Source organism: Streptomyces sp. NPDC053431, from assembly GCF_044544925.1.
Classification (GTDB): domain Bacteria; phylum Actinomycetota; class Actinomycetes; order Streptomycetales; family Streptomycetaceae; genus Streptomyces.
Map to the genome: position 1 here is coordinate 192,843 of NZ_JBITXX010000012.1, position 25,977 is coordinate 218,819.

General features: G+C 72.4%; 23 protein-coding genes. 21 read left to right on the plus strand and 2 right to left on the minus strand.

Annotation, left to right across the window (positions count from 1 at the left end; all coding sequences use genetic code 11):
* The first annotated feature begins 8 nt into the window (after positions 1-8).
* From ACIGXE_RS26140 to nusB, 4 genes are all read left to right on the plus strand, one after another.
* Positions 9-947, plus strand: a complete 939-nt coding sequence (locus ACIGXE_RS26140) for an AAA family ATPase (protein ID WP_399751322.1) — start codon at positions 9-11, stop codon at positions 945-947.
* Positions 948-1,114: 167 nt separating this feature from the next.
* A complete protein-coding gene (locus tag ACIGXE_RS26145; protein WP_399751323.1) occupies positions 1,115-2,221 on the plus strand; it encodes an aminopeptidase P family protein in 1,107 nt (368 codons plus the stop codon).
* A 49-nt stretch (positions 2,222-2,270) separates the two neighbouring features.
* Positions 2,271-2,837 (plus strand): elongation factor P, encoded by a 567-nt coding sequence (efp, locus tag ACIGXE_RS26150; RefSeq protein ID WP_391112532.1) that lies wholly within the window; start codon positions 2,271-2,273, stop codon positions 2,835-2,837.
* Positions 2,838-2,839: 2 nt separating this feature from the next.
* The gene (gene nusB, locus ACIGXE_RS26155; RefSeq protein ID WP_399751324.1) at positions 2,840-3,271 is read left to right on the plus strand and encodes a transcription antitermination factor NusB; all 432 of its coding nucleotides are present in this window, start codon (positions 2,840-2,842) and stop codon (positions 3,269-3,271) included.
* A gap of 232 nt (positions 3,272-3,503) precedes the next feature.
* Here nusB and bldD read toward each other — a convergent pair whose 3' ends face one another.
* Positions 3,504-4,004, minus strand: a complete 501-nt coding sequence (gene bldD, locus ACIGXE_RS26160) for a transcriptional regulator BldD (protein WP_189976704.1) — start codon at positions 4,002-4,004, stop codon at positions 3,504-3,506.
* A gap of 245 nt (positions 4,005-4,249) precedes the next feature.
* Between bldD and pyrR the strand changes: the two genes are divergently transcribed.
* The 15 genes from pyrR (at position 4,250) to ACIGXE_RS26235 (ending at position 22,327) form a co-directional block, all read left to right on the plus strand.
* On the plus strand, positions 4,250-4,819 hold the full coding sequence (gene pyrR / locus ACIGXE_RS26165) for a bifunctional pyr operon transcriptional regulator/uracil phosphoribosyltransferase PyrR (protein ID WP_399751325.1): 570 nt from the start codon (positions 4,250-4,252) through the stop codon (positions 4,817-4,819).
* A gap of 84 nt (positions 4,820-4,903) precedes the next feature.
* Positions 4,904-5,887, plus strand: a complete 984-nt coding sequence (locus tag ACIGXE_RS26170; protein ID WP_399751326.1) for an aspartate carbamoyltransferase catalytic subunit — start codon at positions 4,904-4,906, stop codon at positions 5,885-5,887.
* An 8-nt stretch (positions 5,888-5,895) separates the two neighbouring features.
* A complete protein-coding gene (locus tag ACIGXE_RS26175; RefSeq protein WP_399751327.1) occupies positions 5,896-7,182 on the plus strand; it encodes a dihydroorotase in 1,287 nt (428 codons plus the stop codon).
* A complete protein-coding gene (locus tag ACIGXE_RS26180; protein ID WP_399751328.1) occupies positions 7,179-7,772 on the plus strand; it encodes a hypothetical protein in 594 nt (197 codons plus the stop codon). The genes ACIGXE_RS26175 and ACIGXE_RS26180 overlap by 4 nt, the downstream gene beginning before the upstream one ends.
* On the plus strand, positions 7,769-8,926 hold the full coding sequence (gene carA / locus ACIGXE_RS26185; protein ID WP_399751329.1) for a glutamine-hydrolyzing carbamoyl-phosphate synthase small subunit: 1,158 nt from the start codon (positions 7,769-7,771) through the stop codon (positions 8,924-8,926). Before ACIGXE_RS26180 ends, carA begins: the two co-directional genes overlap by 4 nt.
* Positions 8,919-12,227 (plus strand): carbamoyl-phosphate synthase large subunit, encoded by a 3,309-nt coding sequence (carB, locus tag ACIGXE_RS26190; RefSeq protein ID WP_399751330.1) that lies wholly within the window; start codon positions 8,919-8,921, stop codon positions 12,225-12,227. The genes carA and carB overlap by 8 nt, the downstream gene beginning before the upstream one ends.
* Before the next feature lie 80 nt (positions 12,228-12,307).
* Positions 12,308-13,429 (plus strand): quinone-dependent dihydroorotate dehydrogenase, encoded by a 1,122-nt coding sequence (locus tag ACIGXE_RS26195; protein ID WP_399751331.1) that lies wholly within the window; start codon positions 12,308-12,310, stop codon positions 13,427-13,429.
* Positions 13,426-14,268: an orotidine-5'-phosphate decarboxylase gene (gene pyrF, locus ACIGXE_RS26200; RefSeq protein ID WP_399751332.1), complete on the plus strand. Its 843-nt coding sequence runs from the start codon at positions 13,426-13,428 to the stop codon at positions 14,266-14,268. Before ACIGXE_RS26195 ends, pyrF begins: the two co-directional genes overlap by 4 nt.
* Before the next feature lie 325 nt (positions 14,269-14,593).
* The gene (locus ACIGXE_RS26205; RefSeq protein WP_030493613.1) at positions 14,594-14,917 is read left to right on the plus strand and encodes an integration host factor; all 324 of its coding nucleotides are present in this window, start codon (positions 14,594-14,596) and stop codon (positions 14,915-14,917) included.
* Positions 14,918-14,978: 61 nt separating this feature from the next.
* Positions 14,979-15,542 (plus strand): guanylate kinase, encoded by a 564-nt coding sequence (gmk, locus tag ACIGXE_RS26210; RefSeq protein WP_399751333.1) that lies wholly within the window; start codon positions 14,979-14,981, stop codon positions 15,540-15,542.
* Positions 15,543-15,570: 28 nt separating this feature from the next.
* Positions 15,571-15,843, plus strand: coding sequence for a DNA-directed RNA polymerase subunit omega (gene rpoZ, locus ACIGXE_RS26215; RefSeq protein ID WP_005319902.1), 273 nt, complete (start codon positions 15,571-15,573; stop codon positions 15,841-15,843).
* Positions 15,844-15,948: 105 nt separating this feature from the next.
* Positions 15,949-17,163, plus strand: a complete 1,215-nt coding sequence (gene coaBC, locus ACIGXE_RS26220) for a bifunctional phosphopantothenoylcysteine decarboxylase/phosphopantothenate--cysteine ligase CoaBC (protein ID WP_399751334.1) — start codon at positions 15,949-15,951, stop codon at positions 17,161-17,163.
* 243 nt (positions 17,164-17,406) lie between these two features.
* The gene (gene metK, locus ACIGXE_RS26225; protein WP_393008813.1) at positions 17,407-18,615 is read left to right on the plus strand and encodes a methionine adenosyltransferase; all 1,209 of its coding nucleotides are present in this window, start codon (positions 17,407-17,409) and stop codon (positions 18,613-18,615) included.
* Positions 18,616-18,720: 105 nt separating this feature from the next.
* Entirely contained in the window at positions 18,721-20,868 is a 2,148-nt protein-coding gene (locus ACIGXE_RS26230; RefSeq protein WP_399751335.1) for a primosomal protein N', read from the plus strand.
* A gap of 517 nt (positions 20,869-21,385) precedes the next feature.
* Positions 21,386-22,327, plus strand: a complete 942-nt coding sequence (locus tag ACIGXE_RS26235) for a radical SAM/SPASM domain-containing protein (RefSeq protein WP_399751336.1) — start codon at positions 21,386-21,388, stop codon at positions 22,325-22,327.
* A 161-nt stretch (positions 22,328-22,488) separates the two neighbouring features.
* On the opposite strand, the gene ACIGXE_RS26240 is transcribed toward ACIGXE_RS26235, so the two are convergent.
* Complete coding sequence (locus ACIGXE_RS26240) at positions 22,489-23,007, minus strand: hypothetical protein (protein ID WP_399751337.1); 519 nt, start codon at positions 23,005-23,007, stop codon at positions 22,489-22,491.
* A 293-nt stretch (positions 23,008-23,300) separates the two neighbouring features.
* Between ACIGXE_RS26240 and fmt the strand changes: the two genes are divergently transcribed.
* Together fmt and ACIGXE_RS26250 are read left to right on the plus strand one after the other, a co-directional pair.
* On the plus strand, positions 23,301-24,233 hold the full coding sequence (gene fmt, locus ACIGXE_RS26245) for a methionyl-tRNA formyltransferase (RefSeq protein WP_399751338.1): 933 nt from the start codon (positions 23,301-23,303) through the stop codon (positions 24,231-24,233).
* Between the two features lie 325 nt (positions 24,234-24,558).
* A complete protein-coding gene (locus tag ACIGXE_RS26250) occupies positions 24,559-25,974 on the plus strand; it encodes an RsmB/NOP family class I SAM-dependent RNA methyltransferase (RefSeq protein WP_399751339.1) in 1,416 nt (471 codons plus the stop codon).
* Positions 25,975-25,977: the final 3 nt, after the last annotated feature.

Here is a 25,977-nt window from a genome sequence, read left to right on the forward strand (position 1 = left end):
GGCACCGGATGCAGCACGGGATGGGGGCTCCGTTGCCACCGCACGAAGCCGCGGGCCAGGCCCACTGGGGCGCCGGGGCCCCCGGAGCCCGGGCCCAGGGCGGTCACCCGCCGGTCCCGGCGCACCACCCGTACCCGGCCCCGCCGAGCCCCCAGGGCCCCCCGGCCCCGCCGAGCCCCCAGGGCCCCCCGGCCCCGCCGAGCCCCCAGGGCCCCCCGGCCCCGCCGAGCCCCCAAGGACCCCCGGCCCCGCAGGCCCCGGCCTCCCATGCCCCGGGTCCCGCTCCGGCCCCGCATGCCGCCGCCGCTCCTCAGGGGCCGCCGCCCGGGTGGGGAGGCGGACAGGTCACCGGGCACATCACCATGCCGCCCGCCGTGACCGGCACCGGTGCCGCCACCCTCGCCGTGCTGCTGATCGGCCCGGCCGGCGCCGGCAAGACGACCGTCGCCCGCCACTGGGCCGCCCGGCGCCCGGTCCCGACCGCCCACATCAGCCTCGACGACGTGCGCGAATGGGTCTGCTCCGGCTTCGCCGACCCGCAGTCGGGGTGGAACGAGAACTCCGAGGCCCAGTACCGGCTCGCCCGCCGCACCTGCGGCTTCGCCGCCCGCAACTTCCTCGCCAACGGCATCTCCTGCATCCTCGACGACGCCGTCTTCCCCGACTGGCCGGTCGTCGGCCTCGGCGGCTGGAAGCGCCACGTGGGGCCCGGCCTGCTGCCCGTCGTCCTGCTCCCAGGTCTCGACGTCGTCCTGGAGCGCAACGCCGAACGCAGCGGCAACCGGCGCCTCTCGGACGAGGAGGTCGCCGCCATCCACGGCCGGATGGCCGGCTGGTACGGCTCCGGACTCCCGATCATCGACAACTCGACGTACGACGTGGAGACCACCGCCCGCGTCCTGGACGACGTCCTGGCCCGCGCGATATCCGGCCGGCCCCCGGCCTGACCCGCGGTCCGCACGGCTCGACCCGCGGGCCGTACGGCCTGACGCCCCCGACCCGCCCCGGCGACCCGGTGCCGCAGGTACGGCGCACGGCCGCTGCCCGCACGGCCGCTGCCCGGTCGGGCGTTCACAACAGGCCACCGGGCCCGGCCGCTCGTAGGCTCGGAAGCATGTCAGAGGTGTATGCGGACCGGCGTCTACGGCTGCGCGACCGGTGCATGGCCGCGGGAAGCCCGGCCGCCCTGGTCTCCCGCCCCGCCAACGTCCGCTATCTCACCGGCGGATCGCCCGCCGGCGCCGTGCTGCTGCTCGGCCCCGACGAGGACGTGCTGCTCTGCCCGACCGCGCCGGGCGGCGACCCGGCCGACGGGCGGGTCGACGAGATGCTGCGCCAGCTGGTGCTGCCCACCGGCGGCGGCGATCCGGCGGTCGCCGGCGTCGACTTCGCCCGTAAGGCGGGCGCCGACGCCCTCGCCGTCGAGGAGCACCACCTGACCGTGGCCCGGCACCGCGCCATGGGCTCGGTCGCCCCGGGGCTGCGCCTCGCCGACCTCTCGTACGCCGTGGAACAGCAGCGCATCGTCAAGGACGAGGACGAGATCGCCTGTCTGCGGATCGCCGCCGAGATCGCCGACCAGGCCCTCGGCGAGCTCCTGGAGTCGATCCTGGTCGGCAGGACCGAGCGGCACCTCGCCCTCGAACTGGAGCGCCGGCTCGTCGACCACGGCGCCGACGGGCCCGCCTTCGCCACCTCCGTGGCCACCGGGCCGCACTCCGGGCGGGCCGGACACCGGCCCACCGACCGCCGGGTCGAGGAGGGCGACTTCCTCTCCGTCTGCCTCGGCGCCAACTACCGCGGCTACCGCTGCGAGATCGGCCGCACCTTCGTCATCGGCACCACCCCCGCGGACTGGCAGATCGAGCTGTACGATCTCGTCTTCGCCGCTCAGCGGGCCGGCCGCGAGGCCCTGGTGCCCGGCGCCGCGTACCGGGACGTCGACCGCGCGGCGCGGCAGATTCTCGCCGCGGCGGGCCACGGCGACGTCGCCACGGCCCTCACCGGGCACGGCGTCGGCCTGGAAATCGACGAGGACCCGCAGCTCGCACCCGCGGCCATGGGTAAACTGGACGCTTGTGTGCCGGTCACCGTCGAACCGGGGGTCCACCTCCCGGGCCGGGGCGGGGTCCGGATCGATGACACGCTCGTCGTACGCCAGGAGGCGGACGGCGGACCCGAGCTACTCACCATCACGACCAAGGAGCTGCTCGCGCTGTAGCGGCGCGTAAGCCTCCCGGTCCCACGTCAGTCCAGGAGATTCCGCAACCGTGGCTTCCACGAACGACCTCAAGAACGGCATGGTGCTCAAGCTCGAAGGCGGCCAGCTCTGGTCCGTCGTCGAGTTCCAGCACGTCAAGCCCGGCAAGGGCCCGGCCTTCGTGCGCACCAAGCTCAAGAACGTGCTGTCCGGCAAGGTCGTCGACAAGACCTTCAACGCCGGCGTGAAGGTCGACACGGCCACCATCGACCGCCGCGACATGCAGTTCTCCTACATGGACGGCGACTACTTCGTCTTCATGGACATGGAGACCTACGACCAGCTGCACGTCGACCGCAAGGCCGTCGGCGACGCCGCCAACTTCCTCATCGAGGGCTTCACCGCCTCCGTGGCGCAGCACGAGGGCGAGGTGCTCTACGTCGAGCTCCCGGCCGCCGTCACGCTGACCATCCAGCACACGGACCCGGGCGTCCAGGGTGACCGCTCCACCGGTGGCACCAAGCCCGCCACCCTGGAGACCGGCCACGAGATCCAGGTCCCGCTCTTCATCACCACCGGTGAGAAGATCAAGGTCGACACCCGCACCAGCGACTACCTCGGCCGGGTGAACGACTAACCGTGGCCGCCCGGAGCAAGGCCCGCAGGCGGGCCTTCCAGATTCTGTTCGAGGCCGACCAGCGCGGTGCCTCGGTGCAGGAAGTCCTCGCGGACCAGGTCCGGATGCACCGGACCGACGACCGCCAGCCGCCGGTGAACGAGTTCACCATGCAGCTGGTCGAGGGCTACGCCCAGCACGTGGCCCGGATCGACGAGCTCATCGCCACCTACGCGGTGGACTGGGACCTCGATCGCATGCCCGTCGCCGACCGGAACATCGTGCGCCTCGCCGCGTACGAGCTGATCTGGGAGGACGGCACGCCGGACGCGGTGGCGATCGACGAGGCCGTGCAGCTCGCCAAGGAGTTCTCCACGGACGAGTCGCCGACCTTCGTGAACGGCCTGCTCGCGCGCTTCAAGGACCTGAAGCCGCGCCTGCGCCGGGACGCCTGAGCGGCTCCCCGGCAGTCGAAGGGGTCCGCAGCACCTCGCGTGCTGCGGGCCCCTTCGCCGTGTCTCCCTCGCGTGTCCCGTTCGCCCTGTCCGCCGGTGGTCCGTCATCCGTTCGTCGTCGTACCGCCGAACGGGTGAAAGAGGCGTGCGGAGGCATGCGAAACGCCGGGGCCCCGGGAGTCGTGATGACTCCCGGGGCCCCGGCGGCACGTTTCTGCGCTGACCTGTCGGGTCAGTTCTCCTCGTGGGCGACCGCACGGCGCGCGTCCGCGTCGAGGACACCCCAGCTGATGAGCTGCTCGGTCAGGACCGAGGGCGACTGGTCGTAGATCACGGCAAGGGTGCGCAGGTCGTCCTGGCGGATCGACAGCACCTTGCCGTTGTAGTCGCCGCGCTGCGACTGGATCGTCGCCGCGTAGCGCTGGAGGGGCCCGGCCTTCTCCGCGGGGACGTGGGCCAGCCGCTCCAGGTCGAGGACCAGCTTCGGCGGCGGCTCGGCGGCGCCGCCCGGCGTGGTGCCCGGCAGCAGCTCCTGCACCGGCACCCCGTAGAAGTCCGCCAGCTCGGCCAGACGCTGCACGGTCACGGCACGGTCGCCACGCTCGTACGAACCGACCACGACCGCCTTCCAGCGGCCCTGGGACTTCTCCTCCACACCATGGAGGGAAAGGCCCTGCTGGGTGCGGATCGCACGGAGTTTGGCCCCGAGCTGCTTTGCGTATTCGCTGGACATAACGCTCCCGGACGCTGTGACGACTGCGGCTGCGCCGCGCGGCTGGTAACTCACTGTGAGGTTACGCAGCGTGACACTCTCCCGTCAAGCCGAATGGTCCATACCGCCCTCTCCCGAGGTACGGCGCCCGGAGCGGCGCACGGGGGGTGAGCTGGGCACACCGCCACCCCTGGTAAGGTGGACGGCGCAATTCCGACGTCCTTTAAGGTCCGTCCCGTGAGGCGGAGAAGGAGGTCCGTTTTCACATGGACGCACAGCAGCAGCACACCGATGTGGCCCGGCCCGTTCTCGAGGCCCCCGACATCGCGCGGGTTCTGACCCGCATCGCCCACGAGATCGTCGAGCGCGCCAAGGGCGCCGACGACGTGGTCCTCCTCGGCATCCCGACCCGCGGTGTCTTCCTCGCCCGCCGGCTCGCGGAGAAGCTCGAGTCCATCACCGGCGCCAAGATCCCGGTCGGCTCCCTGGACATCACCATGTACCGGGACGACCTGCGGCTGAAGCCGGCCCGCGCGATCGGCCGCACCGAGATCCCCGGTGACGGTGTCGACGGCCGTCTCGTCGTCCTCGTCGACGACGTCCTCTTCTCCGGCCGCACGATCCGCGCCGCCCTCGACGCCCTCGGCGACATCGGCCGCCCCCGCGCGGTCCAGCTCGCCGTCCTCGTCGACCGGGGCCACCGCGAACTCCCGATCCGCGCCGACTACGTCGGCAAGAACCTCCCCACGTCGCTGCGGGAGACGGTCAAGGTCCAGCTCGCCGAGGAGGACGGTCGCGACACCGTGCTGCTCGGCAGCAAGCCCGCCTCCTCCTAGCCGGACCGGCACACCCGACGGGTCCAGGGCACGCCCCTGCGCACCCGCATGCCCTCACCCTCCCCACCAGGAGTGAAAACCCCGATGATGCGTCACCTCATCTCGGCCGCCGACCTCACCCGCGACGACGCCGTCCTCATCCTCGACACCGCCGAGGAGATGGCCCGGGTGGCCGACCGGCCCATCAAGAAGCTCCCGACCCTGCGCGGGCGCACGATCTGCAACCTGTTCTTCGAGGACTCCACCCGCACCCGCATCTCGTTCGAGGCGGCCGAGAAGCGCCTCTCCGCCGACGTGATCAACTTCGCGGCCAAGGGCTCCAGCGTCTCCAAGGGGGAGTCCCTCAAGGACACCGCGCAGACCCTGGAGGCCATGGGCGTCGACGCCGTCGTCATCCGGCACAGCGCCTCCGGCGCCCCGTACCGCCTGGCCACCTCCGGCTGGATCGACGCGCCCGTCATCAACGCCGGCGACGGCACCCACCAGCACCCGACGCAGGCCCTGCTCGACGCCTTCACCATGCGCCGCCGCCTGGTCGGCCGGGACGCCGGCCTCGGCCAGGACCTGGCCGGCAAGCGCGTCACCCTCGTCGGCGACGTCCTGCACAGCCGGGTCGCCCGCTCCAACGTCGACCTGCTGCACACCCTCGGCGCCGAGGTCACCCTGGTGGCCCCGCCCACCCTGGTCCCCGTCGGCGTCGAGACCTGGCCCTGCGAGGTCTCGTACGACCTCGACAGCGTGCTGCCGAAGTCCGACGCGGTGATGATGCTGCGTGTGCAGCGAGAGCGGATGAACGCCGCCTTCTTCCCCACCGAGCGCGAGTACTCGCGTCGCTACGGGCTCGACGGCCACCGGATGGCGAAGATGCCCGAGCACGCCATCGTCATGCACCCGGGGCCGATGGTCCGCGGCATGGAGATCACCGCCGAGGTCGCCGACTCCGACCGCTGCACGGTCGTCGAGCAGGTCGCCAACGGCGTCTCCATCCGGATGGCCGTCCTCTACCTGCTGCTCGGCGGCTACGAGCCCGCCACCCCCGCCACCGCCCGTCCCACCGAGGAGAGCTGAGACCCCCCATGAGCAAGATCCTGATCCGTGGTGCGAAGGTCCTCGGCGGCGAGGCGCAGGACGTCCTGATCGACGGCGAGGTCATCGCCGAGGTGGGCACCGGCCTGTCGGCCGAGGACGCCCAGGTGATCGAGGCCGAGGGCCAGATCCTCCTCCCCGGCCTGGTGGACCTGCACACCCACCTGCGGGAGCCCGGCCGCGAGGACTCCGAGACCGTCCTCACCGGCACCCGCGCCGCCGCCTCCGGCGGCTACACGGCCGTCTTCGCCATGGCCAACACCCACCCCGTCGCCGACACCGCCGGCGTCGTCGAGCAGGTCTACCGGCTCGGCAAGGAGGCCGGCTACTGCGACGTCCAGCCCATCGGCGCCGTCACCGTCGGCCTGGAGGGCAGGAAGCTCGCCGAGCTCGGCGCCATGCACGACTCCGCCGCCGGCGTCACCGTCTTCTCCGACGACGGCAAGTGCGTCGACGACGCCGTGATCATGCGCCGCGCCCTGGAGTACGTGAAGGCCTTCGGCGGCGTCGTCGCCCAGCACGCCCAGGAGCCCCGCCTCACCGAGGGCGCCCAGATGAACGAGGGCATCGTCTCCGCCGAGCTCGGCCTCGGCGGCTGGCCGGCCGTCGCGGAGGAGTCGATCATCGCCCGCGACGTCCTCCTCGCCGAGCACGTCGGCTCCCGCGTCCACATCTGCCACCTCTCCACCGCCGGCTCCGTCGAGATCGTCCGCTGGGCCAAGTCCCGCGGCATCGACGTCACCGCCGAGGTCACCCCGCACCACCTCCTCCTCACCGACGAGATGGTCCGCACGTACAACCCGGTCTACAAGGTCAACCCGCCGCTGCGCACCGAGCGTGACGTGATGGCGCTGCGCGAGGCCCTCGCCGACGGCACCATCGACATCGTCGCCACCGACCACGCCCCGCACCCGCACGAGGACAAGGACTGCGAGTGGGCCGCCGCCGCCATGGGCATGGTCGGTCTGGAGACCGCCCTGTCCGTGGTCCAGCAGACGATGGTCGAGACCGGCCTGCTCGACTGGGCCGGCGTCGCCGACCGGATGTCCGTCCAGCCGGCGCGGATCGGGCAGGCCCGCGGGCACGGACGCCCCGTCTCGGCAGGTGAGCCCGCCAACCTGACGCTGGTCGATCCGGCATACCGTGGTGTCGTGGACCCCGCCGACTTCGCCTCCCGCAGCCGCAACACCCCCTACGAGGGCCGCGAGCTGCCGGGCCGCGTCACCCACACGTTCCTGCGGGGCCGGGCAACGCTCGTCGACGGGAAGCTGGCGTGACACCACTCACTCACCTGGCCGAGGCGGCCGGACAGAAGTCCGCCGAGGTCACCGACTGGGCCGGACGGATCGGCTGGGTCGCCGGACTGCTGCTCTTCATCGCCTTCGTCTACTGGCTGATGCGCCAGGGATGGAAATGGCGCGGCAGCCTCCAGTCCGGACTCCCGCCCCTCCCCGAGGTGCCGGAGACCCCCGGCGGGGCCGAGCCGGCCAGGCCGGCCGTGCTGTCGATGAGCGGCCGCTACCACGGCTCCACCACGGCCGGGCAGTGGCTGGACCGGATCGTCGCCCACGGCCTGGGCGTCCGCAGCCGCGCCGAGCTCACCCTGACGGACGCCGGGATCAGCGTCGTACGCCCCGGGGCGAACGACTTCCTCATCCCGGCCCACGCCCTGCGCGAGGCCCGCCTCGACAAGGGCATCGCGGGCAAGGTCCTCACCGAGGGCGGCCTGCTGGTCGTCACCTGGGCCCACGGCGACACCCTGCTCGACTCCGGCTTCCGCGCCGACCGGGCGGCCGAGCACGCCGCCTGGGTCGAAGCCCTGAACAACCTGAACACCGCAAGCACGACGGAAGGCATCGCACGATGACAACCTCCATCCAGGGGGCTGCCTCTCCGAGGCACAAGGCAGTTCCCGCCGTACTCGTCCTGGAGGACGGCCGCATCTTCCGCGGCCGCGCCTACGGGGCCGTGGGGGAGACCTTCGGCGAGGCCGTGTTCTCCACCGGCATGACCGGCTACCAGGAGACCCTCACCGATCCGTCGTACCACCGCCAGGTCGTCGTGATGACCGCCCCGCACGTCGGCAACACCGGCGTCAACGACGAGGACCCCGAGTCCGCCCGCATCTGGGTCTCCGGCTACGTCGTCCGCGACCCCGCCCGCGTCTCCTCCAACTGGCGGGCCCAGCGCTCCCTCGACGAGGAGCTGCGCCACCAGGGCGTCGTCGGCATCCAGGGCATCGACACCCGCGCCCTCACCCGCCACCTGCGCGAGAGCGGCGCCATGCGCGTCGGCATCTTCTCCGGCAGCGCGCTGCCGGACGAGGGCACCATGCTCGCGGAGGTGCGCCAGCAGCCCGAGATGAAGGGCGCGAACCTCTCCGCCGAGGTCGCCACCAAGGAGACCTACGTCGTCCCCGCGATCGGCGAGAAGAAGTTCACCGTCGCCGCCGTCGACCTCGGCATCAAGGGCATGACCCCGCACCGGATGGCCGAGCGCGGCATCGAGGTCCACGTGCTGCCCGCCACCGCCACCGCCGAGGACGTCTTCGCGGTCGAGCCGGACGGCGTGTTCTTCTCCAACGGCCCGGGCGACCCGGCCACCGCCGACGGCCCCGTCGCCGTCATGCAGGAGGTCCTGCGCCGCAAGACCCCGCTGTTCGGCATCTGCTTCGGCAACCAGATCCTCGGCCGCGCGCTCGGCTTCGGCACCTACAAGCTGAAGTACGGCCACCGGGGCATCAACCAGCCCGTCCAGGACCGCACCACGGGCAAGGTCGAGGTCACCGCGCACAACCACGGCTTCGCCGTCGACGCGCCCCTCGACAAGGTCTCCGACACCCCCTTCGGGCGTGCCGAGGTCTCCCACGTGTGCCTGAACGACAACGTCGTGGAGGGCCTGCAGCTGCTCGACCAGCCGGCCTTCTCCGTCCAGTACCACCCCGAGGCGGCCGCGGGCCCGCACGACGCCGCGTACCTCTTCGACCGCTTCGTATCCCTGATGGAGGCCGAGCGTGCCTAAGCGCACCGATATCCAGTCCGTCCTGGTCATCGGCTCCGGCCCGATCGTCATCGGCCAGGCCGCCGAGTTCGACTACTCCGGCACCCAGGCCTGCCGGGTCCTCAAGGCCGAGGGCCTGCGCGTCATCCTGGTCAACTCCAACCCGGCCACGATCATGACCGACCCGGAGATCGCCGACGCCACCTACGTCGAGCCGATCACCCCCGAGTTCGTCGAGAAGATCATCGCCAAGGAGCGCCCCGACGCCCTGCTGCCCACCCTCGGCGGTCAGACGGCCCTCAACACGGCCATCTCCATGCACGAGCAGGGGGTGCTGGAGAAGTACAACGTCGAGCTGATCGGCGCCAACGTCGAGGCGATCAACAAGGGCGAGGACCGCGACCTCTTCAAGGAGGTCGTCGAGGAGGTCCGCCGCAAGATCGGCCACGGCGAGTCCGCCCGCTCGGTCATCTGCCACTCCATGGACGACGTCCTCAAGGGCGTCGAGACGCTCGGCGGCTACCCCGTCGTCGTCCGCCCCTCCTTCACCATGGGCGGCGCCGGCTCCGGCTTCGCCCACGACGAGGAGGAGCTGCGCCGCATCGCCGGCCAGGGCCTCACGCTCTCCCCGACCACCGAGGTGCTCCTGGAGGAGTCCATCCTCGGCTGGAAGGAGTACGAGCTCGAGCTGATGCGCGACAAGGCCGACAACGTCGTGGTCGTCTGCTCCATCGAGAACTTCGACCCGATGGGCGTGCACACCGGCGACTCCATCACCGTCGCCCCGGCGATGACCCTGACCGACCGCGAGTACCAGCGGCTGCGCGACATCGGCATCGCGATCATCCGCGAGGTCGGCGTCGACACCGGCGGCTGCAACATCCAGTTCGCGGTGAACCCGGTCGACGGCCGGATCATCGTCATCGAGATGAACCCGCGCGTCTCCCGTTCCTCCGCGCTCGCCTCCAAGGCCACCGGCTTCCCGATCGCCAAGATCGCCGCCAAGCTGGCCGTCGGCTACACGCTGGACGAGATCCCCAACGACATCACCGAGAAGACCCCGGCCTCCTTCGAGCCGACCCTCGACTACGTCGTGGTCAAGGCCCCGCGCTTCGCCTTCGAGAAGTTCCCCTCCGCCGACGCCACGCTGACCACGACCATGAAGTCGGTCGGCGAGGCCATGGCGATCGGCCGCAACTTCACCGAGGCCCTCCAGAAGGCCCTGCGCTCCCTGGAGAAGAAGGGCTCGCAGTTCGCCTTCACCGGCGAGCCCGGCGACAAGGCCGAGCTCCTGGAGCTGGCGGTCCGCCCGACCGACGGCCGCATCAACACGGTCATGCAGGCCATCCGCGCCGGCGCCACGCCGGAGGAGGTCTTCGAGTACACCAAGATCGACCCCTGGTTCGTCGACCAGCTCTTCCTCATCAAGGAGATCGCCGACGAGCTCGCCGAGGCCGAGAAGCTCGACCCCGAGCTGCTCGCCGAGGCCAAGCGCCACGGCTTCTCCGACGCCCAGATCGCGGAGATCCGCGGCCTGCGCGAGGACGTCGTCCGCGAGGTCCGGCACGCCCTCGGCGTCCGCCCGGTCTACAAGACGGTCGACACCTGCGCCGCCGAGTTCGCCGCCCGGACGCCGTACTTCTACTCCTCCTACGACGAGGAGTCCGAGGTCGCGCCGCGCGAGAAGCCCGCGGTGATCATCCTGGGCTCCGGCCCGAACCGCATCGGCCAGGGCATCGAGTTCGACTACTCCTGCGTCCACGCCTCCTTCGCGCTCAGCGACGCGGGCTACGAGACCGTGATGGTCAACTGCAACCCCGAGACCGTCTCCACGGACTACGACACCTCCGACCGCCTGTACTTCGAGCCCCTGACGCTCGAGGACGTGCTGGAGATCGTCCACGCCGAGTCGCTGGCCGGCCCCGTCGCCGGTGTGGTCGTCCAGCTCGGCGGCCAGACCCCGCTGGGTCTCGCCCAGGCGCTCAAGGACAACGGCGTCCCGGTGGTCGGCACCTCCCCGGAGGCCATCCACGCCGCCGAGGACCGCGGCGCCTTCGGCCAGGTCCTCGCCGACGCCGGGCTGCCCGCGCCCAAGCACGGCACCGCGACCACCTTCGCCGGCGCCAAGGCCATCGCCGACGAGATCGGCTACCCCGTGCTCGTCCGCCCCTCGTACGTGCTCGGCGGCCGCGGCATGGAGATCGTCTACGACGAGGCGCGCCTGGAGGCGTACATCGCCGAGTCCACCGAGATCTCCCCGACCCGCCCGGTCCTCGTCGACCGCTTCCTCGACGACGCCATCGAGATCGACGTCGACGCGCTCTACGACGGCCAGGAGCTCTACCTCGGCGGCGTCATGGAGCACATCGAGGAGGCCGGCATCCACTCCGGCGACTCGGCCTGCGCCCTGCCCCCGATCACCCTCGGCGGCTACGACATCAAGCGCCTGCGCGCCTCCACCGAGGCGATCGCCAAGGGCGTCGGCGTCCGCGGCCTGATCAACATCCAGTTCGCGATGGCCGGCGACATCCTCTACGTCCTGGAGGCCAACCCGCGCGCCTCCCGCACCGTCCCCTTCACCTCGAAGGCGACCGCGGTGCCGCTGGCGAAGGCCGCCGCCCGCATCTCGCTCGGCGCCACCATCGCCGAGCTCCGCGCGGAGGGCCTGCTGCCCAAGCAGGGCGACGGCGGCACCCTGCCGCTCGACGCGCCGATCTCCGTCAAGGAGGCCGTGATGCCGTGGTCGCGCTTCCGCGACATCCACGGCCGCGGCGTGGACACCGTCCTCGGCCCGGAGATGCGCTCCACCGGCGAGGTCATGGGCATCGACTCGGTCTTCGGCACGGCGTACGCCAAGTCGCAGGCCGGCGCCTACGGCCCGCTGCCCACCAAGGGCCGCGCGTTCATCTCGGTCGCCAACCGTGACAAGCGCTCGATGATCTTCCCGGCCCGTGAGCTGGTCGCCCACGGCTTCGAGCTGCTCGCCACCTCCGGCACGGCCGAGGTGCTCAAGCGCAACGGCATCAACGCCACCATCGTGCGCAAGCTCAGCGAGGGCGAGGGCCCCGGTGGCGAGAAGACGATCGTCCAGCTGATCCACGACGGTCAGGTCGATCTCATCGTCAACACCCCGTACGGCACCGGTGGCCGCCTCGACGGCTACGAGATCCGTACGGCGGCGGTCTCGCGGGGCGTCCCGTGCCTCACCACGGTCCAGGCGCTCGCCGCGGCCGTCCAGGGCATCGACGCGCTCAACCACGGCGACGTGGGCGTCCGCTCGCTCCAGGAGCACGCGGCACACCTGATCGCGGCCCGCGACTAAGCAGTCCGAGGAAGCAGGGGGACACCGGCAGGACCCGCGGTGTCCCCCTCTTCATGAGCGCACGAGGGATATTTCGGACGATGTACAAGCTGTTCTTCAACCTGTTCTTCAAGCGGATGGACCCCGAGGAGGCCCACTACCTCGCCTTCCGCTGGATCCGGCTCGCCGCCCGCACCCCGGTCCTGCGCACCTTCGTCGCGGCCGTCCTCGCCCCCCGGTACGAGGCACTGCGGACCGAGGCGCTCGGACTGCGGATGCACGGCCCCTTCGGACTCGCCGCTGGCTTCGACAAGAACGCCGTCGCCATCGACGGCATGGCCATGCTCGGCTTCGACCACGTCGAGATCGGCACGGTGACCGGGGAGGCCCAGCCCGGCAACCCCAAGAAGCGCCTCTTCCGGCTCGTCCCGGACCGCGCCCTGATCAACCGCATGGGCTTCAACAACGAGGGCTCGGCCGCGGTCGCCGCCCGCCTGGGCGCCCGCAACCCGGTCTTCCGGACGGTCGTCGGCGTCAACATCGGCAAGACCAAGGTCGTGCCCGAGGCCGAGGCGGCCGCCGACTACGTGAAGTCCACCGAGCGGCTCGCCCGGCACGCCGACTACCTGGTCGTCAACGTCTCCTCCCCGAACACCCCGGGCCTGCGCAACCTCCAGGCCACCGAGTCGCTGCGCCCGCTCCTCACGGCCGTCCGCGAGGCCGCCGACCGGTCCGTGGAGGGCCGCCGCGTCCCGCTCCTGGTGAAGATCGCCCCCGACCTCGCCGACGAGGACGTGGACGCCGTCGCCGACCTGGCCCTGGAGCTCGGCCTCGACGGCATCATCGCCACCAACACCACCATCGCCCGCGAGGGCCTCGGCCTGGCCTCCGACCCCGCGCTCGTGCGGGAGACCGGCGGCCTGTCCGGCGCGCCCGTCAAACAGCGCTCCCTGGAGGTCCTGAGCCGCCTCTACGCGCGCGTGGGGGACCGGATCGTCCTGATCGGCGTCGGCGGCATCGAGAACGCCGAGGACGCCTGGCAGCGCATCCTCGCCGGCGCCACCCTGATCCAGGGCTACAGCGCCTTCATCTACGAGGGCCCCTTCTACGCCCGCGCGATCCACAAGGGCCTCGCCGCGCGCCTCGCGGCCTCCCCGTACGCCACCCTCGCCGAGGCCGTCGGCGCCGCCCACCGCACCGCTTCCGGAAAGGCCACCGCATGACCTCCTTCGGCACCCGTCTCCGCGCCGCCATGGACGAGCGTGGACCCCTGTGCGTCGGCATCGACCCGCACGCCTCCCTGCTGGACTCCTGGGGCCTGTCCGACGACGTCGCCGGCCTGGAGCGTTTCACGTTCACCGTGGTCGAGGCGCTGGCCGACACGGTCGCGGTCTTCAAGCCGCAGGCCGCCTTCTTCGAGCGTTTCGGCTCGCGCGGCGTGGCCGTCCTGGAGCGGGCCGTCGCGGACCTGCGCGCGGCGGGCGGCCTGGTCGTCATGGACGCCAAGCGGGGTGACATCGGCTCGACGATGGCCGCCTACGCGGAGGCCTTCCTGCGCAAGGACTCCCCGCTCTTCTCGGACGCGCTGACCGTCTCCCCGTACCTCGGCTACGGCTCCCTGAAGCCGGCCGTGGACCTCGCCCGGGAGAACGGCGCCGGGCTCTTCGTGCTCGCGCTGACCTCCAACCCGGAGGGCGCCGAGGTCCAGCGGGCCGTCCACCCCGACGACCCGGCCGGCCGGACCATCGGCGCGAGGATGCTCGCGCACCTGGCCGAGGAGAACGCGGGGGAGACCCCGATGGGCTCCTTCGGCGCGGTCGTCGGCGCCACGCTCGGCGACCTGTCCGCCTTCGACCTCGACATCAACGGCCCGCTGCTCGCCCCGGGCATCGGCGCCCAGGGCGCGACCCCGGCCGACCTGCCCGCCGTCTTCGGCGCGGCGGTGCGCAACGTGGTCCCGAACGTCAGCCGCGGCGTCCTGAAGGCGGGTCCCGACGGCGTCGCCTTGAAGGCCGCGGCGGAACGTTACGCGAACGAGATCCGCGAGGCGGTGGGCGCCTGAGGCACTTCGGGGACCGGTTTCGGGCGGTTCTCGCCAATCCGCAGGTCGGGCGGCGTGTCCTCGCCGTCTCACTCCTTGTCAAAAGTTGACCCAAAACAGCGTCGTTATGTCTGAAATGTCCTGGTCGGTCGATGCTGACCAGGACTTTTCGTCTGTTCTCGCTGACTGGAGCGGCCTTGGCCGCTAGTCTCCGGGACAGAGTCGGCGTTCGGCGTACTCCACGTCGGTCGTTGCTCCACTGGTGTGGGGCGCCCAGCTTCGTCGCGGGGTGCCCGGCTTCCCACCGGTCCGTATCCGACAGTTCGACATCCGAGGTGACGTAGGCGTGGCTCTTCCGCCCCTTACCCCTGAACAGCGCGCAGCCGCGCTCGAAAAGGCCGCCGCGGCTCGCCGGGAGCGGGCCGAGGTCAAGAATCGACTCAAGCACTCCGGCGCCTCCCTCCACGAGGTCATCAAGCAGGGCCAGGAGAACGACGTCATCGGCAAGATGAAGGTCTCCGCGCTGCTCGAGTCCCTGCCGGGCGTGGGCAAGGTCCGCGCCAAGCAGATCATGGAGCGACTGGGCATCTCCGAGAGCCGCCGGGTCCGTGGCCTCGGCTCCAACCAGATCGCCTCCCTGGAGCGCGAGTTCGGCGGCGCCGGCGCCTGACGGCGGCCCCGGCCCGGGACGCGCGTCCCGGGCACTCCGGTAAAGCTGGAATAATCGCTGCATGGCAGCAGAGGTACGTCCGCGACTGACCGTGCTCTCCGGCCCCTCAGGGGTGGGCAAGAGCACGGTCGTCGCTCATATGCGCAAGGTCCACCCCGAGGTCTGGCTCTCGGTGTCGGCCACGACACGAAAGCCGCGCCCCGGCGAGAAGCACGGCGTCCAGTACTTCTTCGTCACGGACGACGAGTTCGACAAGCTGATCGCCAACGGCGAGCTGCTCGAGTGGGCCGAGTTCGCGGGCAACCGCTACGGCACCCCGCGCCGCGCGGTCCTCGACCGCCTGGAGGCGGGTGAGCCGGTGCTCCTGGAGATCGACCTCCAGGGCGCGCGTCAGGTCAAGGAGTCCATGGACGAGGCCCAGCTGGTCTTCCTGGCCCCGCCCAGCTGGGACGAACTGGTCCGCCGGCTCACCGGCCGCGGCACCGAGTCCCCCGACGTGATCGAGCGCCGGCTGCAGGCCGCGAAGGTCGAACTGGCCGCCGAGTCGGAGTTCGACACCACGCTCGTCAACACCTCGGTCGAGGACGTCGCGCGTGAGCTGCTAACGTTGATGAACGTTGTCTGATCTTTTTTCCATCTTCGGAAGGTAGAGCGTGTCCTCTTCCATCACCGCGCCCGAGGGCATCATCAACCCGCCGATCGACGAGCTGCTCGAGGCGACGGACTCCAAGTACAGCCTCGTGATCTACGCGGCCAAGCGTGCGCGCCAGATCAACGCGTACTACTCGCAGCTCGGCGAGGGTCTGCTCGAGTACGTCGGTCCGCTCGTCGACACCCACGTCCACGAGAAGCCGCTCTCGATCGCCCTGCGCGAGATCAACGCGGGCCTGCTGACCTCCGAGGCCATCGAGGGCCCGGCTCAGTAAGCCTGTAACGCTTGTCACCACAGGCCCGGCGGAACATCCGCCGGGCCTGTGGTGTCTCATGGAGACGTACGCATCCGAGCCTTCAGGGGAGCAGAGTTGAGCGCGGTGACGAAGCCGAAGGTCGTCCTGGGCGTGAGCGGCGGCATCGCCGCGTACAAGGCCTGCGAGCTGCTGCGCAGGCTCACCGAGTCCGGTCACGACGTGCGCGTGGTGCCCACCGACTCCGCCCTGCACTTCGTCGGCGCGGCCACCTGGTCCGCCCTCTCCGGCAACCCGGTCTCCACCGAGGTCTGGGACGCCGTCCACGAGGTCCCGCACGTCCGGATCGGCCAGGCCGCCGACCTCGTCGTCGTCGCCCCCGCCACCGCCGACATGCTCGCCAAGGCCGCCCACGGCCTCGCCGACGACCTGCTCACCAACACGCTGCTCACCGCGCGCTGTCCGGTGGTCTTCGCCCCGGCCATGCACACCGAGATGTGGGAGCACCCGGCCACCCAGGAGAACGTGGCCACCCTCCGCCGCCGCGGCGCCGTGGTCGTCGAGCCCGCCGTCGGCCGGCTCACCGGCGTCGACACCGGCAAGGGCCGGCTGCCGGACCCGGGGGAGATCTTCGAGATCTGCCGCCGCGTCCTGGCCCGCGGGGTCACCGCCCCCGACCTGGCCGGCCGCCATGTGGTGATCAGCGCCGGCGGCACCCGTGAGCCCCTCGACCCGGTCCGCTACCTGGGCAACCGCTCCAGCGGCAAGCAGGGCTACGCCCTCGCCAGGGCCGCCGCCGCCCGCGGCGCCCGGGTCACCCTGATCGAGGCCAACACCGGGCTGCCGGACCCCGCCGGCGTGGACCTCGTGCACGTCGGCACCGCCGTCCAGCTGCGCGAGGCCGTCCTCAAGGCGGCCGCCGACGCCGACGCGGTCGTGATGGCGGCGGCCGTCGCCGACTTCCGCCCCGCCGCCTACGCCCCCGGCAAGATCAAGAAGACGGACGACGGCGGCGCTCCGACCATCGAACTGGTCCGCAATCCGGACATCCTCGCGGAGATCTCCGCCGAGCGCGCCCTGCCCGGCCAGGTGGTCGTCGGCTTCGCCGCGGAGACGGACGACGTCCTCGACAACGGGCGCCGGAAGCTGCGGCGCAAGGGCTGTGACCTGCTCGTCGTCAACGAGGTCGGGGAGCGCAAGACCTTCGGCTCGGAGGAGAACGAGGCCGTGGTCCTCGCCGCCGACGGCACCGAGACCCCCGTACCGTACGGACCCAAGGAAGCGCTGGCGGAGACGGTGTGGGACCTGGTGGTGCCGCGGCTGCGCGCCGTGGCCGGGTGAATCCCGCGCCAACGGAGCGCGACCGCCCGATATCGCTCCCACGGCCGAGAGAAAATCTACGAAAGCGGACAAAAAGCCTGCTCGGTGGGGCCGGGAGAACCCGGATTCAGCAATCCCATGCCGGGGGACCTGGCCAGATGCCCGATCGTGACGGATAGACTGTCCTCTGGAACGTCGCGGGGCGCAGCCCCCTGCCGGTCCGCAATCGCCTAGCCAGCAGCCGCTGCAACCTCAGGGAGCGTTGTGTCCCGTCGCCTGTTCACCTCGGAATCCGTGACCGAGGGCCACCCCGACAAGATCGCTGACCAGATCAGCGACACCATTCTCGACGCGCTGCTCAAGGAGGACCCCACCTCCCGCGTCGCCGTCGAGACGCTGATCACGACCGGCCTCGTGCACGTCGCCGGTGAGGTCACCACCAAGGCCTGGGCGGACATCCCGACCCTCGTCCGCAACAAGATCCTCGACATCGGGTACGACTCCTCGAAGAAGGGCTTCGACGGCGCGTCCTGCGGCGTCTCGGTCTCCATCGGGTCGCAGTCCCCGGACATCGCGCAGGGCGTCGACACCGCCTACGAGTCGCGTGTCGAGGGCGACGAGGACGAGCTCGACAAGCAGGGCGCCGGCGACCAGGGCCTGATGTTCGGCTACGCGTCGGACGAGACCCCGAACCTGATGCCGCTCCCGATCGAGCTGGCGCACCGCCTGTCCCGCCGCCTCACCGAGGTCCGCAAGAACGGGACCATCCCGTACCTGCGCCCCGACGGCAAGACCCAGGTCACCATCGAGTACGACGGCGACAAGGCCGTCCGCCTCGACACCGTCGTGGTCTCCTCGCAGCACGCCTCCGACATCGACCTCGAGTCGCTGCTCGCGCCCGACATCCGCGAGTTCGTCGTCGAGCACGTGCTGAAGCAGCTCGTCGAGGACGGCATCAAGCTCGACACCGACGGCTACCGCCTGCTGGTCAACCCGACCGGCCGCTTCGAGATCGGCGGCCCGATGGGCGACGCCGGCCTCACCGGTCGTAAGATCATCATCGACACCTACGGCGGCATGTCCCGCCACGGTGGCGGCGCCTTCTCGGGCAAGGACCCGTCCAAGGTCGACCGCTCGGCCGCCTACGCGATGCGCTGGGTCGCCAAGAACGTCGTCGCCGCGGGCCTCGCCTCCCGCTGCGAGGTCCAGGTCGCGTACGCGATCGGCAAGGCGGAGCCCGTCGGCCTCTTCGTCGAGACCTTCGGCACCAACACCATCGAGACCGAGAAGATCGAGCACGCCATCGGCGAGGTCTTCGACCTCCGCCCGGCCGCGATCATCCGCGACCTCGACCTGCTCCGCCCGATCTACTCCCAGACCGCCGCCTACGGCCACTTCGGCCGCGAGCTGCCGGACTTCACGTGGGAGCGCACGGACCGCGTGGACGCCCTGAAGAAGGCCGCGGGCGTCTGACCCCAGCCCTTCACCCGTCACGGGACGAGGCCCGGCACCCCCAGGGGGTGCCGGGCCTTCGCCGTGCCCGCCCCCCTGTCGGTGGCGTCTGGTAGGTATGAGGCTGTGAGCAGCGAGAACGAGAAGGCCGGGGGGGCGCCCGGGCATGCCGAGCCCGAGCAGCTCGCGCTCATCCGGGAGACCGTGCGGAAGGCGAAGGTGCCCCGCGCCAAGCCGCGGACCTGGCGGGGGGCCGCGCTGGCCAAGGAGCTTCCGGTCGCCCGGGTCGTGGTCAACAAGGGCGTGCTGCACCTCGACCAGTTCTTCGACTACGCCGTGCCCGAGGAACTGGACGAGGCCGCCCAGCCCGGGGTGCGGGTCCGGGTGCGGTTCGGGGCCGGCGCACACCAGGTGCGGGGCGGGCGTCGGGAGGGCGGGCGGCTGATCGACGGCTTCCTCGTCGAGCGGCGCGCCGAGTCCGACTACTCCGGACCGCTCGCCGCGCTCGCCGACGTCGTCTCGCCCGAGCCGGTGCTCGGACCCGAGCTGCTCGGCCTCGCCCGGGCCGTCGCCGACCGGTACGCGGGCAGCCTCGCCGACGTGCTCCAGCTCGCCGTGCCCCCGCGCAACGCCCGCGCCGAGAGCCGGCCCTCGCCCGCGCCGCTGCCCCGGCCGGCCCCGCCCGAGCCGGGCAGCTGGGCGCGGTACGAGCGGGGAGCCGCCTTCCTGGACTCGCTGGCGCGCGGCGGGGTGCCCCGTGCCGTCTGGAACGCCCTGCCGGGGCCGCACTGGGCCGAGGAGATCGCCCGGGCGGTCGCCGCCACCCTCGCCTCCGGGCGCGGCGCCCTCGTGGTCGTCCCCGACGGCCGTGCCGCCGCCCGCGTCGACCAGGCCCTCACGGACCTCCTGGGCGAGGGGCGGCACGCGCTGCTCACCGCCGAGGCCGGCCCCGAGAAGCGGTACGGGCAGTGGCTCGCCGTCCGGCGCGGCGCCGTCCGCGCCGTCGTCGGCACCCGGGCCGCCATGTTCGCGCCCGTACGCGAGCTCGGACTCGCCGTCATCTGGGACGACGGCGACACCAGCCACAGCGAACCCCACGCCCCGCAGCCGCACGCACGGGACGTCCTGCTGCTGCGCGCCGCCCACGACCGCTGCGCCTTCCTGCTCGGCTCCACCAGCTGCACCGTCGAGGCCGCCCAGCTCGTCGAGTCCGGCTGGGCCCAGCCGCTCGTGGCCGGGCGCGACCAGGTGCGCAGCGCCGCGCCCCTGGTACGGACCGTCGGCGACACCGAGCTGGCGCGGGACGAGGCCGCCCGCGCCGCCCGGCTCCCCACCCTCGCCTGGCAGGTCGTGGGGGAGGGGCTGAAGACCGGGCCCGTGCTCGTCCAGGTGCCCCGCCGCGGGTACGTCCCCCGGCTCGCCTGCGAGCGCTGCCGCACCCCCGCCCGCTGCCGGCACTGCTCCGGCCCCCTGGAGGCCCCCGAGCAGCAGGAACTGCACTGCGGCTGGTGCGGACGCGCGGCGGCCGACTGGCACTGCGTGGCCTGCGGATCGAACCGGCTGCGCGCGCAGGTCGTCGGCGCCCGCCGCACCGCCGAGGAACTGGGCCGCGCCTTCCCGGCCGTGCCCGTACGCACCTCCGGACGCGACCACATCCTGGACCGGGTGCCGGGCCGGCCCGCCCTGGTGGTCAGCACCCCGGGCGCGGAGCCCGTCGCCGAGGGCGGCTACGCGGCAGCCCTGCTCCTCGACGGCTGGGCCATGCTCGGCCGCCCGGACCTGCGGGCCGGCGAGGAGGCGCTGCGCCGCTGGATCGACGCGGCCTCGCTGGTGCGTGGCCAGACGGCCGGCGGGACCGTCGTGGTCGTCGCGGAACCCACCCTGCGGCCGGTCCAGGCCCTCGTGCGCTGGGATCCCGTCGGGCACGCCCAGCGCGAGCTCGCCGAACGGGCCGAGCTGGGCTTCCCGCCCGTCTCGCGCATGGCCGCCGTCGCGGGTCCGCCCGAGGCCCTCGCGGCCTTCCTGGCCACCGCCGAACTGCCCCCGGACGCCGAGATCCTGGGCCCGGTCCCGCTCCCCGTCACCCGCCCCGGCGGCCCGCGCCGCCCCGGCGACACCCCGCCGGGCGAGCAGTGGGACCGCGCCCTCGTCCGCGTCCCGCCGGGCAGCGGCCACGCCCTGGCCACCGCGCTGAAGCAGGCCCAGGCCGCCCGCCTCGCGCGGGGCGGGGGCGAGCCGGTACGGGTGCGGGTGGACCCGCCGGACATCGGGTAGCGACCGGAGACGGCCGAGGATCCTCCGACTCGGGCTGCCCGGCGGAAGGACCCGCAGCAGCGGCTGGTGACGACGCGAAGGACATGAGCCACCTGAGCCGGGCCGGCCGTCGGATGGTCGTATCGCTGCGGCACCGAACGCCGCCTCCTCGTGCTCCGTTCGGATGCCATTGACGTTTCGCGGCGAGGAAAGGGCGCGATTCAGGTGTGCACTGCCGTGGGGAATCCGGAACACGGGAGGAAGGACGGCTGTGTCTCAAGGCGCGAAAAGGGGTTCTCTCCCCATCGTCTCAGGACCCGCGCAGTTCGCGGTTCGGTCGCGGACACTGCCCGGCGGGGAGGTCTGGTTCACCTGCGGACAGGCGTGGGCATTCGACTCCGAGGACGGTCCGGCCTACGCGATCCGCATGACGATGACACCGGTGAACTGGGACGGGGACCTGCTCCTGATGCCCATCGCCGAGGACCTCAGGACGAATCCACAGGACTGACCCCCCTGCAAGGCCGGAAGGAATCACGTGCACGCCAGCGAGCAGGACCACCTCACGGAAACCAGAACACCCGATGACGTCGACGGAGTCCTGGAATTCCTCTGGCTCGAACTCACGAACCGCTGCAATCTGCAGTGTGTGCACTGCTACACAGAGTCGCATCCGCACAGTGGCGACCGGGACCTGCTGACTGCTGACGACTACGAGGCGGTGCTGACCCAGGCCTTCGACCTCGGCTGCCGCAAGGTCCAACTGATCGGCGGCGAACCCCAGCTCAACCCGGATTTCCGGCGTCTGTTGCGCCGCAGCGTGGAACTCGGCTACGAATTCGTCGAAGTGTTCAGCAACCTCACGATGCTCGACGAGGAGACCGTCACGTTCTCGTCCGAGAACGGAGTGTATTTCGCCACTTCGGTCTATGCCGACGAACCGGCCGCACACGATGCCGTCACCACCGTACGAGGCAGCCACCGGCGCACCGTGGATAATCTGCGCCGGCTCGTCCAGCGCGGGGTACGGACACGGGCTGCCGTCATCGACGTGAACCAGGACGCCGAGGCCGCGGAACGCACCGTGAAATTCCTGGCCGATCTGGGAGTCGGCGGCTCCACCCGGTCGTCCGAGGTGCGGGAGTTCGGACGGGCGCAGGAACTCCTCGGACAGGAATCGCGGCTGTCCGGCCTGTGCGGATACTGCTGGAGCGGAAAGCTCGCCGTCGCTCCGGACGGAAAGGTCTTCACCTGCGTCATGGCCAGAGAGTGGCCCGTCGGAGACGTCCTCGACCAATCGCTCGGCGACATTCTGCACGGTGCCGAGCTCGCCCGGATCCGCCGTGAGATCCACGAGACGGTGTGGCTGCCGGCCACCGCCGGCCAGGAGCGTTGCCCTCAGAGCTGCGGGCCGGATCTCTCCTGCCCGTGCGACCCCCTGCTCTGCCCGAAGTGCTGCGATCCGACGCACCTGCAGTGAATCGCCCACGCGGGCCGGCGGGAGAGAGACGACGGTCGCCGGCCCGGTGCGTGGGCGAGGGCGTGCGATGCCCACCCGTCCCGCCCTGCGGGACGACCGCCCACGCGGCGGTGGGGCGAGGGGCCCGGCCCCGCGGCGGCGTGGGCGGTCGGCCCCGCGGCTCAGCCGTTGCGCGGGGCGGGGAAGGCCGGCGCGCGGGACTCCTCGCGGAGGGTCTGGCTGCCCGAGGTCGGCTGGGGCGGCATGCTGCGGGCCGGCGGGACGACCGGCATGGTGCGGGCCGCGGCCGGCTCCGGCGTGCGGTCCTGCTCCAGGGCGACGCCCGGCTGCGGGGCGCGGCGGGAGCCGTAACGGCGGTGCACCGCCTGCTTGGTGACTCCGAGCGCGGAGCCCACCGCGTCCCACGAGAACCCGAGCGAGCGGTCGAAGTCCACCGCGGCCGTCACCAGGGTCTCGACGCTGTCCCGCAGCTCCTGGGCGAGCCGGACGGTGGGGGCGGGGGCGCGTCCGTAGACGACGAAGCCCGTCGAAGGGGCGGAGCGGCGAGGGCGGTAGACATTGCCCAGCTGGGCCGTCAGCGTGCGCAGTGCGTCCACCTGCCGCCGGACCCGCTCGATGTCCCGCACCAGCAGGTGCAGACTCGCCCGGGCCTGGGCGTCGTGGGTTGCGTGGTCGGCCATGGATAAGCCTCTCGAACCGGCGTGACAAAGGGGCGGGTCGCTGGGGGAGGGCGACCCGATTCGGTCAATCTCTCTTGACCAACGCGCCACACGGGGTTGGGTCACGCTGCGGGGGCGTATGGGCATATGCGAAGGGCGCTCGTCCGCACGTACGCCCCCTGAGGGCGGTCACGGGCCCGGAAGGCGGGGCGGGCCCCACCGCGCCTAGACTGGTGCGCTGCCCTCCCCCACGCTCTCGGCTGCGCTCGAGCGGGGAGGTACCACCATCGCCCCGAGATGCGAGGTTTTCCCGCGTGAAGCTCGTCTTCGCAGGCACCCCCGAGGTCGCCGTTCCCGCCCTGGACGCCCTGCTCGCCTCCGGGCGGCACGAGGTGGCCGCCGTCGTCACCCGGCCCGACGCTCCCGCCGGGCGCGGGCGCCGGCTCGTCGCGAGCCCCGTCGCCGAGCGCGCGGAGGAGGCGGGCATCGAGGTCCTCAAGCCCGAACGGCCCCGTGACGAGGCCTTCCTGGCGCGGCTGCGGGAGATCGCGCCGGACTGCTGCCCGGTCGTCGCCTACGGCGCGCTGCTGCCCCGGGTGGCCCTCGACATCCCGGCCCACGGCTGGGTCAACCTGCACTTCTCGCTGCTGCCCGCGTGGCGCGGCGCGGCGCCGGTGCAGCACGCGATCATGGCGGGCGACCAGGTGACCGGCGCGTCGACCTTCCAGATCGAGGAGGGGCTCGACTCGGGCCCGGTGTACGGCGTCGTCACCGAGGACGTCCGCCCCACCGACACCAGCGGCGACCTCCTGACCCGCCTCGCCTTCGCGGGCGCGGGACTGCTCGCGGCGACCATGGACGGCATCGAGGACGGCGTCCTCAAGGCCGTGCCGCAGCCGGCCGACGGGATCACGCTTGCCCCGAAGATCCAGGTCGAGGACGCCCACGTCGACTTCGCGGCCCCGGCGCTCCGTGTCGACCGCGTGGTCCGCGGCTGCACCCCGGCCCCCGGTGCCTGGACCCTCTTCCGCGGCGAGCGCCTCAAGCTGATCCAGGTCGCCCTCCTGCCGGACCGCACCGACCTGGCGCCCGGCGAGCTCGCCGTCGGCAAGAACAACGTGTACGTGGGCACCGGCTCCCACGCGGTGGAGCTGCTGTGGGTCCAGCCCCAGGGCAAGAAGCCGATGAAGGCGGCGGACTGGGCCCGCGGCGTGCGCATCGCTCCGGGTGAGCGCGTCGGTGTGTAGTGGGCGGGGCGAGCTCGGCGGGGCCGTCGGTGTGTAGCGGGCGGGGCGAGCGCGGCGGGGTGTAGCGGTCCGGGCGTGCGCGTCGGGGCATAGCGGGCAGGGGCGTCCGACGGGCCCGGAACGAGGAGGGCGGGTCCTTCCGGCTCCGGGCCCTTCCGGCTCCGGGTGTGCCCGCCGCCCTCCGCCTGCCTCCGCCGCCCTCCGCGACCCGCCTCCGCCGTCCGCCGCCCGCCTCCGCCGCCCGCCTCCGTCCGCCCGGGAGCGGGCGGACGGAGGGATTAGGCTGAGAGGGTTCTACCTTCCCCATGCGTCACGCGGAGCACCTTTGAGCGAGCAGGCACGTCGCCGTACCCCCAAGCCCTACCGTCGGCCCAAGAAGGACCCGGTGCGGATCCTCGCGTTCGAGGCGCTGCGGGCGGTGGACGAGCGGGACGCGTACGCGAACCTCGTGCTGCCGCCGCTGCTGAAGAAGGCGCGGGAGAAGAACGAGGGGTTCGACGGGCGCGACGCGGCGCTCGCGACCGAGCTCGTGTACGGGACGCTGCGGCGGCAGGGGACGTACGACGCGATCATCAGCGCCTGTGTGGACCGGCCGCTGCGCGAGGTCGACCCGCCGGTGCTCGACGTGCTGTCCCTCGGCGCGCACCAGCTGCTCGGGACGCGGATCCCGAGTCACGCCGCCGTGTCCGCGACCGTCGAGCTGGCCCGGGTGGTGCTCGGCGACGGGCGGGCCAAGTTCGTGAACGCCGTGCTGCGCAAGATCGCCCAGGACGACTTCGAGACCTGGGTGGAGCGGGTCGCGCCGCCCTACGACGAGGACGCCGAGGAGCATCTCGCCGTCGTCCACTCGCACCCCCGCTGGGTCGTCTCCGCGCTGTGGGACGCCCTCGGCGGCGGGCGGGCCGGGATCGAGAGCCTGCTGGCGGCCGACAACGAGCGGCCCGAGGTCACCCTCGTCGCCCGGCCCGGCCGGGTGAGCACCGAGGAGCTGGCCGCCGCGGCCGAGACCGAGCCCGGGCGCTGGTCCCCGTACGCGCTGCGGCTCGCCGAGGGCGGCGAGCCCGGCGCCATCCAGGCCGTCGCGGAGGGCCGGGCCGGCGTCCAGGACGAGGGCAGCCAGCTCGTCGCGATCGCCCTCGCCAACGCGCCCCTCGACGGCCCCGACACCCGCTGGCTCGACGGCTGCGCCGGCCCCGGCGGCAAGGCGGCCCTGCTCGGCGCGCTGGCCGCCGAGCGCGGCGCCGCCCTGCTGGCCTCCGAGAAGCAGCCGCACCGCGCCCGCCTGGTCGAGCGCGCGCTGGCCGGCAACCCCGGCCCGTACCAGGTGATCGCCGCCGACGGCACCCGCCCGCCGTGGCGCGAGGGCGCCTTCGACCGGGTTCTGATGGACGTGCCGTGTTCCGGCCTCGGCGCCCTGCGCCGCCGCCCCGAGGCCCGCTGGCGCCGCCGCCCCTCCGACCTCGACGGCTTCGCCCCGCTCCAGCGCGGGCTGCTCGCCGAGGCGCTGCGGGCCGTCCGCGTCGGGGGAGTGGTGGGGTACGCGACCTGCTCGCCGCACCTCGCCGAGACCCGCGTGGTCGTCGACGACGTCCTGAAGAAGGTGGGCGGCGCCGAGCTGATCGACGCCCGCCCGCTGCTGCCCGGCGTGCCGGACCTCGGCGACGGCCCGGACGTCCAGCTGTGGCCGCACCTGCACGGCACGGACGCGATGTACCTGGCGCTGATCCGCCGTACGGCCTGAACC